13 protein-coding genes are annotated in these 13,651 nt (G+C 71.7%); 6 read left to right on the top strand and 7 right to left on the bottom strand.

What is annotated here, in order from left to right; translation table 11 throughout:
* Positions 1 to 69: 69 nt before the first annotated feature.
* Positions 70 to 1,662: an amino acid permease gene (locus JOD46_RS09310; protein ID WP_204393628.1), complete on the bottom strand. Its 1,593-nt coding sequence runs from the start codon at positions 1,660 to 1,662 to the stop codon at positions 70 to 72.
* 220 nt (positions 1,663 to 1,882) lie between these two features.
* Between JOD46_RS09310 and JOD46_RS09305 the strand changes: the two genes are divergently transcribed.
* From JOD46_RS09305 to JOD46_RS09285, 5 genes are read left to right on the top strand one after another with little or no spacing between them, the layout of a single operon-like run.
* The gene (locus JOD46_RS09305; protein WP_204393626.1) at positions 1,883 to 3,250 is read left to right on the top strand and encodes a glutamine synthetase family protein; all 1,368 of its coding nucleotides are present in this window, start codon (positions 1,883 to 1,885) and stop codon (positions 3,248 to 3,250) included.
* Positions 3,231 to 4,034, top strand: a complete 804-nt coding sequence (locus JOD46_RS09300) for a gamma-glutamyl-gamma-aminobutyrate hydrolase family protein (RefSeq protein WP_204393624.1) — start codon at positions 3,231 to 3,233, stop codon at positions 4,032 to 4,034. Before JOD46_RS09305 ends, JOD46_RS09300 begins: the two co-directional genes overlap by 20 nt.
* Entirely contained in the window at positions 4,031 to 5,392 is a 1,362-nt protein-coding gene (locus JOD46_RS09295) for an aldehyde dehydrogenase family protein (protein WP_204393622.1), read from the top strand. The genes JOD46_RS09300 and JOD46_RS09295 overlap by 4 nt, the downstream gene beginning before the upstream one ends.
* 15 nt (positions 5,393 to 5,407) lie before the next feature.
* Positions 5,408 to 6,199 carry a 3-oxoacyl-ACP reductase gene (locus JOD46_RS09290; protein WP_204393620.1) on the top strand — a complete coding sequence of 264 codons (792 nt, stop codon included), beginning with the start codon at positions 5,408 to 5,410 and terminating at the stop codon, positions 6,197 to 6,199.
* Positions 6,200 to 6,208: 9 nt separating this feature from the next.
* Positions 6,209 to 7,033, top strand: a complete 825-nt coding sequence (locus JOD46_RS09285; protein WP_204393618.1) for a FadR/GntR family transcriptional regulator — start codon at positions 6,209 to 6,211, stop codon at positions 7,031 to 7,033.
* A 49-nt stretch (positions 7,034 to 7,082) separates the two neighbouring features.
* Here the strand turns inward: JOD46_RS09285 and JOD46_RS09280 are convergent, their stop codons facing one another.
* Positions 7,083 to 7,397 (bottom strand): hypothetical protein, encoded by a 315-nt coding sequence (locus JOD46_RS09280; protein WP_239562666.1) that lies wholly within the window; start codon positions 7,395 to 7,397, stop codon positions 7,083 to 7,085.
* A 156-nt stretch (positions 7,398 to 7,553) separates the two neighbouring features.
* On the opposite strand from JOD46_RS09280, the gene JOD46_RS09275 reads away from it, so the two are divergent.
* Complete coding sequence (locus tag JOD46_RS09275) at positions 7,554 to 8,894, top strand: uracil-xanthine permease family protein (protein ID WP_204393616.1); 1,341 nt, start codon at positions 7,554 to 7,556, stop codon at positions 8,892 to 8,894.
* Here JOD46_RS09275 and JOD46_RS09270 read toward each other — a convergent pair.
* The 5 genes from JOD46_RS09270 to JOD46_RS09250 form a co-directional block, all read right to left on the bottom strand.
* Positions 8,881 to 10,392 carry an NCS2 family permease gene (locus JOD46_RS09270; protein WP_204393614.1) on the bottom strand — a complete coding sequence of 504 codons (1,512 nt, stop codon included), beginning with the start codon at positions 10,390 to 10,392 and terminating at the stop codon, positions 8,881 to 8,883. The two genes, JOD46_RS09275 and JOD46_RS09270, sit on opposite strands and share 14 nt — an antisense overlap.
* A gap of 15 nt (positions 10,393 to 10,407) precedes the next feature.
* Entirely contained in the window at positions 10,408 to 10,749 is a 342-nt protein-coding gene (locus JOD46_RS09265) for a peptidase (RefSeq protein WP_204393613.1), read from the bottom strand.
* Positions 10,746 to 11,924 carry an inorganic phosphate transporter gene (locus tag JOD46_RS09260; protein WP_204393611.1) on the bottom strand — a complete coding sequence of 393 codons (1,179 nt, stop codon included), beginning with the start codon at positions 11,922 to 11,924 and terminating at the stop codon, positions 10,746 to 10,748. Before JOD46_RS09260 ends, JOD46_RS09265 begins: the two co-directional genes overlap by 4 nt.
* Positions 11,925 to 12,007: 83 nt before the next feature.
* A complete protein-coding gene (locus tag JOD46_RS09255; protein WP_204393609.1) occupies positions 12,008 to 12,529 on the bottom strand; it encodes an 8-oxo-dGTP diphosphatase in 522 nt (173 codons plus the stop codon).
* Between the two features lie 4 nt (positions 12,530 to 12,533).
* Positions 12,534 to 13,565 carry a 6-phosphofructokinase gene (locus JOD46_RS09250; RefSeq protein WP_204393607.1) on the bottom strand — a complete coding sequence of 344 codons (1,032 nt, stop codon included), beginning with the start codon at positions 13,563 to 13,565 and terminating at the stop codon, positions 12,534 to 12,536.
* Positions 13,566 to 13,651 lie beyond the last annotated feature (86 nt).

Below are 13,651 nucleotides of genomic sequence, written 5' to 3'. Positions count from 1 at the left end.
GGGACGCCCCCGCGTCCCGCCGCCCGGCGTGTCCGGCGCTCGGCCGCCGGAGGTGTCGTCGCCCCCGCGTCAGCCCTTCGTCTCGTCGGCGGGCGCGTCGACGGGCTCGGCCGGCGCGTCCACGCCGTCCATGGCCAGGATCTCCTCCTCGACCTCGCCGCCGTAGCCCTCGGCCTGCGGATCGCCGTGCAGGCCGCCGGACACCGCGTACTCCTCCTCGGGCGAGAGCACGAGGTGGTTGCGGCCGTAGAGCCCGAAGCCGATCAGCATGACGGCGTACACGACGGCGATCGCGATGATCGCGGGCACGAAGGTCGGATTGAGCAGGAAGCCGAGGAAGATCAGCGCCGAGATGGCCGCGGCCGCGACCGCGCCGGGGACGCCCCACGGGCTGCGGTACGGGCGCTTGGCGTCGGGGAACTTCCGGCGGAGGATCACGTACGAGACCATCTGGAGCAGGTACGCGAGGACCGCGCCCCACACCGCGATGTTCAGCACGATCGCGCCCGCGACCGCGCCCGCGCCCTCGGCGTCGACCTGGGCGAGCACGTCGAGCACCACGAGCGCGAGGAAGCCGATCACGGCGCCCGCCACGAGCGCGACCCACGGCGTCTGCCGCTTGCCGGTCAGCGAGAGGAACTTCGGGTAGTAGCCCGCGCGGGAGAGCGAGTACATGTTGCGGCCGTAGGCGAACATGATGCCCTGGAGCGAGGCGAGCAGGCCGATGAGCGCGAACAGCGCGAGCACCGCCGCGAGCTCGTCGCCGACGATCGCGCGGAACCCGTCGAGCAGCGGCTCCCCCGCCACGCCCGTGGCCTCGGCGCCCAGGACGCCCGTGTTGAGGAAGAGCACGAGCAGGCCGGTCACGATGAGCGTGGCGCGCGCGATGATGCCCGCGCGCGGGATGTCCTTGACCGGGTTGTGCGACTCCTCCGCCGCGAGCGGCAGCTCCTCGATGCCGAGGAAGAACCACATGGCGAACGGCAGCGCGAAGAGGATCGGCAGCACGCCGTGCGGCAGGAACGCGCTCTGGCCGGGGTCGGGCTCGATGTCGAACAGGTTGTCCCACGAGAACTGCCCGGAGAACAGCGCCATCACGCTGAAGACGAGCAGGATCGCGATCGAGATGATCGAGACGACGATGGCGAACTTGAACGAGATGTTCGCGCCGGCGGCGTTGATCCCGATGAAGATCGCGTAGAGGATGACCCACCAGACCCAGCCCGGCATCGAGAAGCCGAGCAGCTCGCTCGTGATCGCGTCGGCGTACGAGGCCGAGAAGAACACGATGACGGCCGTCGTCGCGACGTACTCGATCGTCTCGGCGAGGCCCGTCACGAATCCGCCCCACGGCCCCATCGCCGCGCGCGAGAACGAGTAGGCGCCGCCCGTGTGGGGCATGGCCGACGCCATCTCGCCGATCGAGAAGATCAGGCCGTAGTACATGACCACGAGGATCGCGAAGGCGATGAGCATGCCGCCGAAGCCCGCGAAGTCGATGCCGAAGTTCCAGCCGGAGAAGTCGCCGGAGATGACCGCGGCGACGGCGAGGCCCCAGAGGCCCCAGACGCCCGCGGCGCGGGTGAGCTTGCGTTTCTCGAAGTATCCCTGGTCGGCGGTCGTGTACGTGACGCCCGAGACCTTGAGGGTGTCTTTCGCCATGGCGCTCCTGTTCGTCATCGCGCGGGCCTGGGGGGCGGGCGCGGGGTGCGATGCTGTGCGCCACATGATAGGGGCGCAATGGTCGCCCGTACAGACCTTTTTCCGGGGGCCACGGCACCGTCGCCCCGTGATCACGGCGAAGATGGCCTAGTCGGTCGCGTCGGCCCGTGGTGTAATGGTCGCCGTACCCGACCATTCCCCACGCGAGGAGGCGCCCGACATGGCGGCACCCACCGGTTACCTGACGCTCGACGGGCTCCGCTCCGCGGTCGCCGACGGGCACGTCGACACGGTCATCGTGGCGTTCACCGACATGCAGGGGCGCCTCGTCGGCAAGCGCACGTCGGCCCGCCTGTTCCTCGAGGAGGTCGCGCTCCACGGCGCCGAGGCGTGCAACTACCTGCTCGCCGTCGACGTCGAGATGAACACCGTCGACGGCTACGAGATGTCCAGCTGGGAGCGCGGCTACGGCGACATGGCGCTCGTGCCCGACCTCACGACGCTCCGGATGGCGCCCTGGCTCGAGGCCACCGCGCTCGTCACTGCCGACCTGCAGTGGCTCGACGGCCGGCCCGTCGAGGCCTCGCCCCGCCGCATCCTGCAGCGCCAGCTCGAACGGCTCGCCGAGCGGGGCCTCACGGCGTACGTCGGCACCGAGCTCGAGTTCATCGTCTTCGACGACTCCTACCGCGACGCATGGCGCAAGGGCTATCGCGAGCTCACGCCCGCGAGCGACTACAACATCGACTACGCCCTCCTCGCCTCGACGCGCATGGAGCCGCTGCTGCGCGACATCCGCAACGCCATGGACGGCGCCGGCATGTACTGCGAGGGCGTGAAGGGCGAGTGCAACCTCGGCCAGCAGGAGATCGCGTTCCGCTACACCGACGCGCTCGGCACGTGCGATAACCACTCGATCTACAAGAACGGCGCCAAGGAGATCGCCGACCGGCACGGCAAGTCGCTGACCTTCATGGCCAAGTTCAACGAGCGCGAGGGCAACAGCTGCCACATCCACATCTCGCTGCGCGGCGAGGACGGCGCCGCGGTCTTCAGCGACGAGTCCCAGCCGCACGGCATGTCGACGATGTTCCGGCACTTCCTCGGCGGGCAGGTCGCCGCGATGCGCGAGCTCACGCTGTTCTCGGCGCCCAACATCAACTCCTACAAGCGCTACGTCGCGGGCAGCTTCGCGCCGACCGCGATCGCGTGGGGGCTCGACAACCGCACGTGCGCCCTCCGCGTCGTGGGCCACGGCCTGGGCATGCGCGTCGAGAACCGCGTGCCCGGCGGCGACGTCAACCAGTACCTCGCCGTCGCGGCGCTCATCGCGGCCGGCCTGCACGGCATCGACCACGAGCTCGAACCCGGCGACCTGTTCGTCGGAAACGCCTACGAGAGCGACGTCGCGCGCGTGCCGGCGACCCTGCGCGAGTCCGCGGAGCTGTTCGCCGGCTCGGCGATCGCTCGCGAGGCGTTCGGCGACGAGGTCGTCGACCACTACCTCAACAACGCGCGCGTCGAGCTCGCCGCGTACGACGCCGCCGTCACCGACTGGGAGCGGGTCCGTGGCTTCGAGCGCTTCTGAGTCGCCGGCGGATGGCGCGACGCCCCCGTCGACGCCCGACGCCCCCGTGATCGGCGTCACGACCTACCTCGAGCGGTCGCAGACGGGCGTGTGGGACCTGCCCGCGTCGTTCCTGCCGAAGGTGTACCTCGACGCGGTGACCGACGCGGGCGGCATCGCCGTGCTGCTGCCGCCGCAGCCGGTCTCGGCCGGGATCGCCCGTCGGGTGCTCGGCTCGGTCGACGGGCTCATCGTCGCGGGCGGCGCCGACGTCGACCCCCGGCGATACGGACAGGAGCCGCACGAGCGGACCGGCGCGCCGCGCGCCGACCGCGACGCGTGGGAGGACGCGCTGCTGACCGCGGCGATCGAGCTCGACGTGCCGTTCCTCGGCATCTGCCGCGGCGCCCAGGTGCTCAACGTCGCCCTCGGCGGCACGCTCGTGCAGCACCTGCCCGACGTGGTGGGGCACGAGGGCTACCAGCCGGCCCCGGCGGTCTTCGGCGAGACGCAGGTGAGCGTGGAGCGCGGCAGCCGGCTCGACGCGGTCCTCGGCGACGCCGACGAGCCGCGCGGCACGCTGCCCGTGCACGTCTACCACCATCAGGCCATCGACCGCGTGGCCGACGGCCTCACGGTCACGGCCCGCACCGACGAGGGCGTCATCGAGGCCGTCGAGCTCGACGACGCCGCATTCGGCGTCGCGGTGCAGTGGCACCCCGAGGAGAACGCCGCCGACCGCCGCCTGTTCGCGGGCCTGGTCGAGGCCGCACGCACGCATCGCAGCAGAAGGAGCTCCGAGTGACCCACACCATCCTCAACCCCGCCGACGAGACCGTCGTGACCACGGTCGCCGCCGCGACGATCGAGGAGACGGATGCCGCGATCGCGCGCGCCGCACGAGCGCAGCGCGACTGGGCGGCGCTGGCCCCGGCCGATCGCGCGCGGCTGCTGCGCCGTTTCGCCGACGCGGTCGACGGCGCGGTCGAGGAGCTCGCGGCGATCGAGGTCTCCAACTCGGGCCACCCGATCGGCCAGGCGCGCTGGGAGGCGGGGCACGTCCGCGACGTGCTCGAGTACTCCGCCGCCGCGCCCGAGCGGCTCTCGGGGCGCCAGATCCCGGTCGCCGGCGGGCTCGACGTCACGTTCCACGAGCCGCTCGGCGTCGTGGGCGTCATCACGCCGTGGAACTTCCCGATGACGATCGCGTCGTGGGGCTTCGCGCCCGCGCTCGCGGCGAGCAACGCGGTCGTGCTGAAGCCCGCCGAGTGGACGCCGTTGACGAGCCTGCGCCTCGCCGAGCTCGGCCTCGAGTCGGGCCTCCCGGACGGCCTGTTCCAGGTGATCCCCGGCAAGGGCTCGGTGGTCGGCGAGCGCTTCGTCACGAACGAGACCGTGCGCAAGGTGGTCTTCACGGGCTCGACCGAGGTCGGCCGGCACATCATGGCGGGCTGCGCCGCGCAGGTCAAGCGCGTGACCCTCGAGCTCGGCGGCAAGAGCGCGAACATCGTGTTCGCCGACGCCGACCTCGAACGCGCGGCCGCCACCGCCCCGTACGGGGTGTTCGAGAACGCGGGCCAGGACTGCTGCGCGCGCAGCCGCATCCTCGTCGAACGCAGCGCGTACGACCGCTTCATGGAGCTGCTCGAGCCCGCCGTGCAGGGCGTGAAGGTCGGCGACCCGGCCGACGAGGCGACCGAGATGGGCCCGCTCGTCGCGCGCGCCCACCTCGAGCGCGTCGCGTCCTTCGTGCCGGATGACGCGGACGTCGCCTTCCGCGGCACGGCCCCCAGCGGCCCGGGGTTCTGGTATCCGCCCACCGTGCTCGCGCCCGCGCGCGACGCGCGCACCGCCCGCGAGGAGATCTTCGGGCCGGTCGTCTCGGTGTTCCCGTTCGACGACGAGGCCGACGCCATCCGCTTCGCCAACGCCACGGAGTTCGGCCTGTCGGGATCGATCTGGACGCGCGACCTGGGCCGCGGCATCCGGGTGGCCCGCGCGATCGAGTCGGGGAACCTCTCGGTCAACTCGCACTCGTCCGTCCGCTACAGCACGCCGTTCGGCGGCTTCAAGCAGTCGGGGCTCGGTCGCGAGCTCGGGCCCGACGCGCCGCTGGCCTTCACCGAGACCAAGAACGTCTTCTTCGCCGTCGACCCGGCCTGACCCTCGAGGAGCACCATGGCAGAGATCACCCCCATCGACCTCACGCAGCGGCTCGCCGGCCGCGTCGCCGTCATCACCGGCGGCGCGTCGGGCATCGGCCTCGCGACCGCGAAGCGGCTCGCCGCCGAGGGCGCGAAGGTCGTGATCGGCGACCTCGACGTCGCGACCGGCGAGGACGCGGCATCCGCCGTCGACGGCCTGTTCGTGCAGGTCGACGTGACCGACGAGGCGCAGGTGAACCACCTCTTCGACGAGGCCGCGCGCGTCTACGGCTCGGTCGACATCGCGTTCAACAACGCGGGCATCTCCCCGCCCGACGACGACTCGATCGAGACCACCGAACTGCCGGCGTGGCAGAAGGTGCAGGACGTCAACCTCAAGTCGGTCTACCTGTGCTCGCGTGCGGCGCTGCGCCACATGGTCGCACAGAGTCGCGGCTCGATCATCAACACCGCCTCCTTCGTCGCGGTGCTCGGCTCGGCGACCTCGCAGATCTCGTACACCGCCTCGAAGGGCGGAGTGCTCGCGATGAGCCGGGAGCTCGGCGTGCAGTTCGCCCGTCAGGGCATCCGCGTCAACGCGCTCTGCCCGGGGCCGGTCAACACGCCGCTGCTCCAGGAGCTGTTCGCGAAGGACCCCGAGCGCGCGCAACGGCGCCTCGTCCACGTGCCCGTCGGGCGCTTCGCCCGGCCCGAGGAGCTCGCGGCGGCCGTCGCGTTCCTCGCGAGCGACGACGCATCGTTCATCACCGGGTCGACGTTCCTCGTCGACGGCGGCATCAGCGCGGCCTACGTCACGCCGCTCTAGGCTCGAGGCATGCGGGCGACGGGCGAGGGCGCGGATCGGGCCGTGGCGGATGCCGCGGCCGATCCGTCCGCGACCGCGCCCCCGCCCGTGCCGCTCGCCGAGCCCGCCGAGGTGCTGAGCGCCGGGCTCCTGCTCACCCCGGCCAGGCCCGCGAACGCGTTCGAGGAGACCGTGCAGCGGCTCCTGCAGTCGATCCGGCTCGGGCTCATCGCGCCGGGCGAGCGGCTGCCGCCCGAGCGCGAGCTCGCGGGCATGCTCGAGGTCAGCCGCGACACGCTGCGCGAGGCGATCGGCTCGCTCGCCGACGCCGGATGGGTCGTCGCGCGCCGCGGCCGGTACGGCGGCACCTTCGTGGCGGATGCGCCGCCGCAGCGCACCACGCCCCACTCCCCCGCACCGCCCGCCGATCCGTCCGCGCTCGCGGCCGAGCTCGAGGACACGCTCGCGCTCCGCGCCGTGATCGAGGTCGGCTCGGCGCGGCGGGCGGCCGAGCGCCCGCTCGCGGCATCCGACCGGGAGCGGCTGTGGCAGGCGTACCGCGACTGCCACGACGTCGGCGCCGAGCAGTACCGCGTGGCCGACTCGCGCTTCCACCTGCTCATCGCGGAGCTCCTCGGCGCGCCGAGCGTGATCCCGCTGATGGCCGACGTGCGGATGCGCGTGAACGCGTTCCTCGACGGCATCCCGCTGCTCGCGCCGAACATCGCCCACTCCGACGAGCAGCACCGCGCCATCGTCGGCGCGATCCTGCGCGGCTCGGGCGACGACGCCGCGCACGCGATGGCCGAGCACCTCGAGGGCACCGAGGCGCTGCTGCGCGGCTTCTACGGCTGAGCACGACGATGCCCCGACCGCGCGGGCCGGGGCATCGAGTGCGTCGCGATCAGACGACGAACGGCAGGAAGGGCAGCGCCGCGAGGCCGATCGCCGCGGCGACCAGTCCGACGATCACGGTCCCGGCGAGCATCACGGCGTTCAGCACGATGCCCCAGATCGCCATCGTGCGCGCCGACGGCTCGCGCCGCAGCGCGAGGATGCCGAGCACGAGTCCGGCGACCGGCACCACGAAGGTGAAGCCCGCGACGAACGACACGAGGCCGAGCACGAGGCTCGACACCGCGAAGCCGCGCTGCTCCAGGTCGGTCGCGGGCGCCGAGGCGGAGGTGGCGGGCGCCGGTGCGGGGGTGAACGTGGTCATGGTCTGGTTCTCCTGTTCGTGTGGATGCCTCCACGCTACGAACGGGCGACGCGCGCCGGTATGGGGCGAACCCCCCGATCGGCGGGGCGGCTGACGCCACCGGCCGGCACCCGGTAGCATCCGTGCGACCCCCGCACCAGATCGATCGGACCGCCCATGCCCCTGCCCTGGACCCTGCACGGCGACGGCGCGCACGTCGCCCCCGGCGAGGTCGTCGCACCCGGTGAACGCCTCTCGTGGCCGCGCACCATCGGGCTCGGCGCCCAGCACGTCGTGGCGATGTTCGGCGCCACGTTCCTCGTGCCGATCATCACCGGCTTCCCGCCCGCGACGACCCTGTTCTTCTCGGGGCTCGGCACGATCCTCTTCCTGCTGGTCACGCGCAACCGGGTGCCGAGCTACCTCGGGTCCTCGTTCGCGTTCATCGCGCCGATCACGGCCGCGATGGCCGCCGACGGCGTGGCCGACCCGATGGGCGCCGCGCTGTTCGGCATCGTCGTCGTGGGCGTGCTGCTCGCCGTCGTGGGCCTCGTGGTGCAGTTCGCCGGCTCGCGGTGGATCGACGCGCTCATGCCGCCGGTGGTCGCCGGCGCGATCGTCGCCCTCATCGGCCTGAACCTCGCCCCCGTCGCGAAGGCGAACTTCGAGGCCGCGCCGCTCACCGCCCTCGTGACCCTCGCCGTGGTCATCGTCGCGAGCGTCGCGTTCCGCGGCATCCTCGGCCGCATGTCGATCCTGCTCGGCGTGGTCATCGGGTACGTCGTGGCCGTGGTGCAGGGCGAGGTGGACTTCTCGTCCGTCGGCGAGGCCGCATGGGTCGGCCTGCCGCAGTTCCACCTCCCCGCGAACCCCATCGCCGACGCGGCCGTCTGGGGGCTGCTGCCGGCGTTCCTGCCCGTCGTGCTCGTGCTCGTCGCCGAGAACGTGGGGCACATCCGCGGCGTCGCCCAGATGACGGATGCGTCGGTCAACGCGTACACCGGTCGTGCGCTGTTCTCCGATGGCCTGGCCACCACGATCGCCGGCTTCTTCGGCGGCTCGGGCACCACGACCTACGGTGAGAACATCGGGGTCATGGCCGCGACGCGCGTCTACTCGACCGCCGCGTACTGGGTCGCGGGATCGTTCGCGGTGCTGCTCGGGCTCTCACCCAAGGTCGGCGCGCTGATCAACACCATCCCGCCGGGCGTGCTCGGCGGCGTGACGACGGCGCTCTACGGCCTGATCGGCATCATCGGCGTGAAGATCTGGGTCGACAACCGGGTCGACTTCACGAACCCGGTGAACCAGTTCACGGCCGCGACGGCGCTCGTGATCGGCGTCGCCGACTTCGCCTTCACGATCGGCGACGTGGTCTTCAACGGCATCGCCCTCGGCACGGTCGCCGCGATCGTGATCTACCACCTCATGCGCGGCATCGCCCGCCTGCGCGGCACGGCGGCCCCCACCGAGCCGGCGCCGGCGCCGGCGTCGGACGAGCCGGTCAGCCCGCGATGAGCGACTCGACCGGGCCGCGCGCGAAGTAGACGAGGAACCCGGCCGCGACGACCCACAGCAGCGGGCTGATCTCGCGGGCCTTGCCCGCGAGCGAGCGGATCACGACCCAGCCGATGAATCCCGCGCCGATGCCGTTGGCGATCGAGTACGTCAGCGGCATCACCGTGATCGTGAGGAACACCGGCAGCAGCACCGAGAAGTCGGAGAGGTCGATCTGACGGATCTGGGCCATCATGAGCGCACCCACGATGACGAGCGCCGCGGCGGCCACCTCGGACGGCACGATCGAGGTGAGCGGCGTGAGGAACATCGCGAGGAGGAACAGCACGCCCGTGACGAGGTTCGCGAGGCCGGTGCGCGCTCCCTCGCCGATGCCCGAGCCCGACTCGATGAACACCGTGTTCGACGAGCTCGACGTGAAGCCGCCCGCGACGGCGCCCACGCCCTCGACGATCAGGGCCGAGCGCAGGCGCGGGAACTCCCCGCGCGCGTCGGCGAGGCCCGCCTCCTTGGACAGCCCGGTCATGGTGCCGAGCGCGTCGAAGAAGTTCGTGAACACGAGCGTGAAGACGAGCATGAGCGCGGCGAGCACGCCGATGCGCTCGAAGCTGCCGAAGCTGACCTGGCCCACGAGCGACAGGTCGGGCAGGCTCACCCACTGCGCCGGGAGCTCGGGCACCGACAGGCCCCAGCCCTGCGGGTTCACGGTGCCGTCGGCGCCGACCTTCGGGCCGAGGTCGAGCACCGACTCGAGGGCGATCGCGAGCACCGTGCCCGTGAGCAGCCCGATGAGGATGCCGCCCTTGACCTTGCGCGCGACGAGGACGCCCGTCAGCAGCAGCGTGATGACGAAGACGATCGTCGGCACGGTCGCGACCGAGCCGTTCACGCCGAGCCCGACCGGCGGCGAGGCCGCACCCGTGGCGGTCACGAATCCGGCGTCGACGAACCCGATGAACGCGATGAACAGGCCGATGCCGACCGTGATCGCGAGCTTGAGCGCCATGGGCACCGCCGCGAAGATGAGGCGTCGCAGGCCGGTCGCGGCGAGCAGCACGATGATGAGGCCGTTGATGAGCACGAGGCCCATCGCCTCGGGCCAGGTCACCTGGCCGACCACCGACACCGCGAGGAACGAGTTGATGCCGAGCCCGGCGGCGAACGCGAACGGCAGCCGGGCCACGAGGCCGAACAGGATCGTCATGACGCCCGCGGTGAGCGCGGTGACGGCCGCGACCTGGGGGAACGCGAGGTTCTGGCCCGCGACATCCGTGCCGCTGGAGAGGATGATCGGGTTCAGGATCACGATGTAGGCCATCGTGACGAACGTCACGACACCGCCGCGCACCTCGGCCGGGATCGTCGAGCCGCGCGCGGTGATCTCGAAGAAGCGGTCGAGGAACGAGGCAGGCCGAGGCCCGGTGGCCCCAGCGGCCGCCGGCGGCGGCTCCTCGTGCGAGTGGGTGTCGGTCTCGGGCTGCGGCTCGGTGGGGCTCATCTCATCCAGTCAGGGTCAGGCGAGGAACTCGTGGAGGGCGGGGACGATCAGGAAGATGCCGTACAGCACGGCGAGGCCGCTGAGCACGAAGCACGACCACGCTCCGATGTGCGCGAGTCGCTTCTGACCGGCGGTGAGCGGACTCTTGCGCGCGGCCTTCTCGGCGCGCTTGGCGGCCTTGGCCGCCTCCTCCGGCGTGATGACCGTGATCGCGTCGGTGAACTCCGCGGGCGCGACGACCGGCGTGCGTCCGGAGACGGTCAGCAGGCGGATGCCGAGTGCGTACAGGCTGACGACGACGCTCGCGCCGACGAGCGACGCGACGAGCACGATCACGAACGCGATCCAGTCGATCACGAGGTCACCTTCCGCTTCGGCTTCGGGTTGCGCTTGATCTTGACCGCGCGACCCGCATCGGAGACCTCGCTCAGCACGTTGTGGTGCGACACCTCGTCGCGACGGGACCACATGTAGATCACGCCGATGATGACGGCGGCCGCGAGCGCGTCGATGATCACGCCGGCCGGCCCGATGAGGGCCACGAACGCGGCGAGCGCGCCGACGATGCCCGACGCGGGGAGGGTCAGGAGCCAGCCGACGCCGATGCGGCCCGCGGTGCGCCAACGCACCTTCGAACCGCGCCGGCCCAGGCCCGAGCCGATGACCGAGCCCGAGGCCACCTGCGTCGTCGAGAGCGCGAAGCCGAGGTGGCTGGACGCGAGGATGGTCGCGGCGGTCGAGGTCTCGGCCGCGAAGCCCTGGGCGGGCTTCACGTCGGTCAGGCCTGTGCCGAGCGTCTTGATGATGCGCCATCCGCCCATGTAGGTGCCGAGCGCGATGGCGATGGCGCACGCGACGATGACCCAGGTCTCGGGGCCGGAGCCGACGGGCTGGGCGCCGACGGAGATCAGGGTCAGCGTGATGACGCCCATCGTCTTCTGCGCGTCGTTGGTGCCGTGCGCGAGCGCCACGAGTGAGCTCGAGAAGATCTGGGCATGCCGGAAGCCGTCGCGCCCGTCGGGCTTGCCGTCGTACCGGCGGGTGATGGCGTAGGCCAGCTTCGTCGCGGTGAACGCGACGAGGCCGGCCGTGACCGGGGCGAGCAGCGCCGGCAGGATGATCTTCGACATCACCACCGCGCCGTCGATCGCCTGGACGCCGAAGCCGACGATGGCCGCGCCGATGAGCCCGCCGAACAGCGCATGGCTCGAGGACGACGGCAGGCCGAGCAGCCAGGTCACCATGTTCCAGGTGATGGCGCCGATCAGTCCGGCGAAGATCAGCTCGGGCGTGATCAGGATGCCGCCCTCGCCCTCGCGGATCAGGCCGCCCGAGATGGTCTTGGCGACCTCGGTGGAGAGGAAGGCGCCGACGAGGTTCAGGACCGCGGCGAGCGCGACCGCGATCTTGGGCCGCAGCGCACCCGTCGCGATCGGCGTCGCCATCGCGTTCGCGGTGTCGTGGAAGCCGTTCGTGAAGTCGAAGAAGAGCGCCAGTGCGATGACCAGCACGACGATGAGGGTGAGATCCACCGGCGTCTTTCTGTGCGATCGGCGAGGAATTCGCCTGCTGTTCACGGATGGTGGGGTGCGGCGATCGCCGGACCCCGTCGATCCTACGCGACGTGATCGCGCTCGTGCACCACGGTCGCGAGATCCTCGCCGAACACGTAGGTGCGCCGCACGCGCCCGCCCGCGAGCACGGCGGGCAGCCAGCGTCGCGCGTCGTCCCACATCTCCGTCAGGGGCACGGCGTCGAGCGGGAACCACTCCGGGTCGAGCTCGTCGGACGGCGCGGGCTCGCCGACGAACCGGCGGGTCACGAACACGCTCGACTCCTGGCTCCATGCCTCGCGGTGCGGGAAGAGGTAGGTCAGCCGCCCGCGCGGGTCGAGGTCGTGCGCCTCGACTCGCACGCCGGACTCCTCGTGCACCTCGCGCACGGCCGCCTCGACGGCCGACTCCCCCGGCTCGAGCTTGCCGCCGAGGCCGACGAAGTAGCCCTGCCCGAGGCCGTGCTTCTTGCGGCCCAGCAGCACCTCGGTGCGCCCGCCGGCCTCGCGCAACAGGTAGCAGACGCACACCTGGGGCAGCGGCATCCGCGGTTCGGCCGTCGCACCGGCCATCGGCTCGGCCATCGGCTCAGCCGAAGAGGATCCTGGCCTCGTCGTAGCGCGACTGCGGCACCCGGTTGAGGCCGCCCGTCGCCTCGGCGATCGTGACCCGGGCGATATCGGTGCCGCGGAGCGTGACCATGCTCCCCCACGCCTGGTCGACCGCCGCGTCGACCGCCGCCATGCCGAGGCGCGTGGCCAGCACCCGGTCGTAGGCCGAGGGCGCGCCGCCGCGCTGGATGTGGCCGAGCACGGTGTGGCGGGACTCGATGCCCGTGCGCTCCTCGATGATCGGCGCGAGCTTCTCGGCGATGCCGCCGAGCCGCGGGCGGTTGAAGGCGTCGAGGCCGAGGTGCGAGTGCGCCTCGTCCATGGTGTCGAGCTTGAAGCCCTCGGCGACGACGATGAGGGGCGCGCGGCCGCGTTCGCGCACCGAGTCGACGTAGTGGCAGATCTCGTCGATGCTCATCGGCTGCTCGGGGATGAGGATGGCGTGCGCGCCGCCGGCCATGCCGGAGTGCAGCGCGATCCAGCCGACGTGCCGACCCATGACCTCGAGCACCATGCAGCGGCCATGCGACTCGGCCGTGGTGCGCAGGCGGTCGATGGCCTCGGTGGCGATCTCGACCGCAGTGTCGAAGCCGAACGAGTAGTCGGTCGCGGCGAGGTCGTTGTCGATGGTCTTCGGCACGCCGATCACGGGCAGGCCGCCCTCGTCGACCAGTCGGCGCGCGGCCGTCAGGGTGCCCTCGCCGCCGATCGCGATGATCGCGTCGATGCCCTCGGCCTCGAGCATGCGCCGGATGTTGTCGGGTCCGCCGTTCTCGCCCTCGAACGGGTTGGTGCGGCTGGAGCCCAGGATCGTGCCGCCCTGCTTGGAGAGGCCGCGCACGTCGTGGCGGGTGATGGGCATGATGTCGCGCTCGACGACGCCCTTCCAGCCCCAGCGGAAGCCCACGAACTCCGCGTCGTGCGAGATGACGCCCTTCAGCACCGCGCCGCGGATGACCGCGTTCAGCCCGGGGCAATCGCCGCCGCTCGTGAGAATGCCGATCTTCATGCCTGGTTGACTCCTCGTGAAGTGGACGTTCGCGGGGGTGCCGCATCATCGAGGCGCGAACGTGGGGAGTCTAGCGGGGGTCGCGG

Origin of the sequence: Agromyces aurantiacus (genome assembly GCF_016907355.1) — a bacterium.
In the GTDB taxonomy this organism is placed as follows: Bacteria; Actinomycetota; Actinomycetes; order Actinomycetales; family Microbacteriaceae; genus Agromyces; species Agromyces aurantiacus.
This window is presented reverse-complemented; position numbering and strand designations above follow the sequence as displayed.

Bases quoted from the DNA above. Each gene is read 5' to 3' on its own strand.
- JOD46_RS09310 (WP_204393628.1), bottom strand. From the start codon at position 1,662: ATGGCGAAAGACACCCTCAAGGTCTCGGGCGTCACGTACACGACCGCC.
- JOD46_RS09305 (WP_204393626.1), top strand. From the start codon at position 1,883: ATGGCGGCACCCACCGGTTACCTGACGCTCGACGGGCTCCGCTCCGCG.
- JOD46_RS09290 (WP_204393620.1), top strand. From the start codon at position 5,408: ATGGCAGAGATCACCCCCATCGACCTCACGCAGCGGCTCGCCGGCCGC.
- JOD46_RS09285 (WP_204393618.1), top strand. From the start codon at position 6,209: ATGCGGGCGACGGGCGAGGGCGCGGATCGGGCCGTGGCGGATGCCGCG.
- JOD46_RS09280 (WP_239562666.1), bottom strand. From the start codon at position 7,397: ATGACCACGTTCACCCCCGCACCGGCGCCCGCCACCTCCGCCTCGGCG.
- JOD46_RS09275 (WP_204393616.1), top strand. From the start codon at position 7,554: ATGCCCCTGCCCTGGACCCTGCACGGCGACGGCGCGCACGTCGCCCCC.
- JOD46_RS09270 (WP_204393614.1), bottom strand. From the start codon at position 10,392: ATGAGCCCCACCGAGCCGCAGCCCGAGACCGACACCCACTCGCACGAG.
- JOD46_RS09255 (WP_204393609.1), bottom strand. From the start codon at position 12,529: ATGGCCGAGCCGATGGCCGGTGCGACGGCCGAACCGCGGATGCCGCTG.
- JOD46_RS09250 (WP_204393607.1), bottom strand. From the start codon at position 13,565: ATGAAGATCGGCATTCTCACGAGCGGCGGCGATTGCCCCGGGCTGAAC.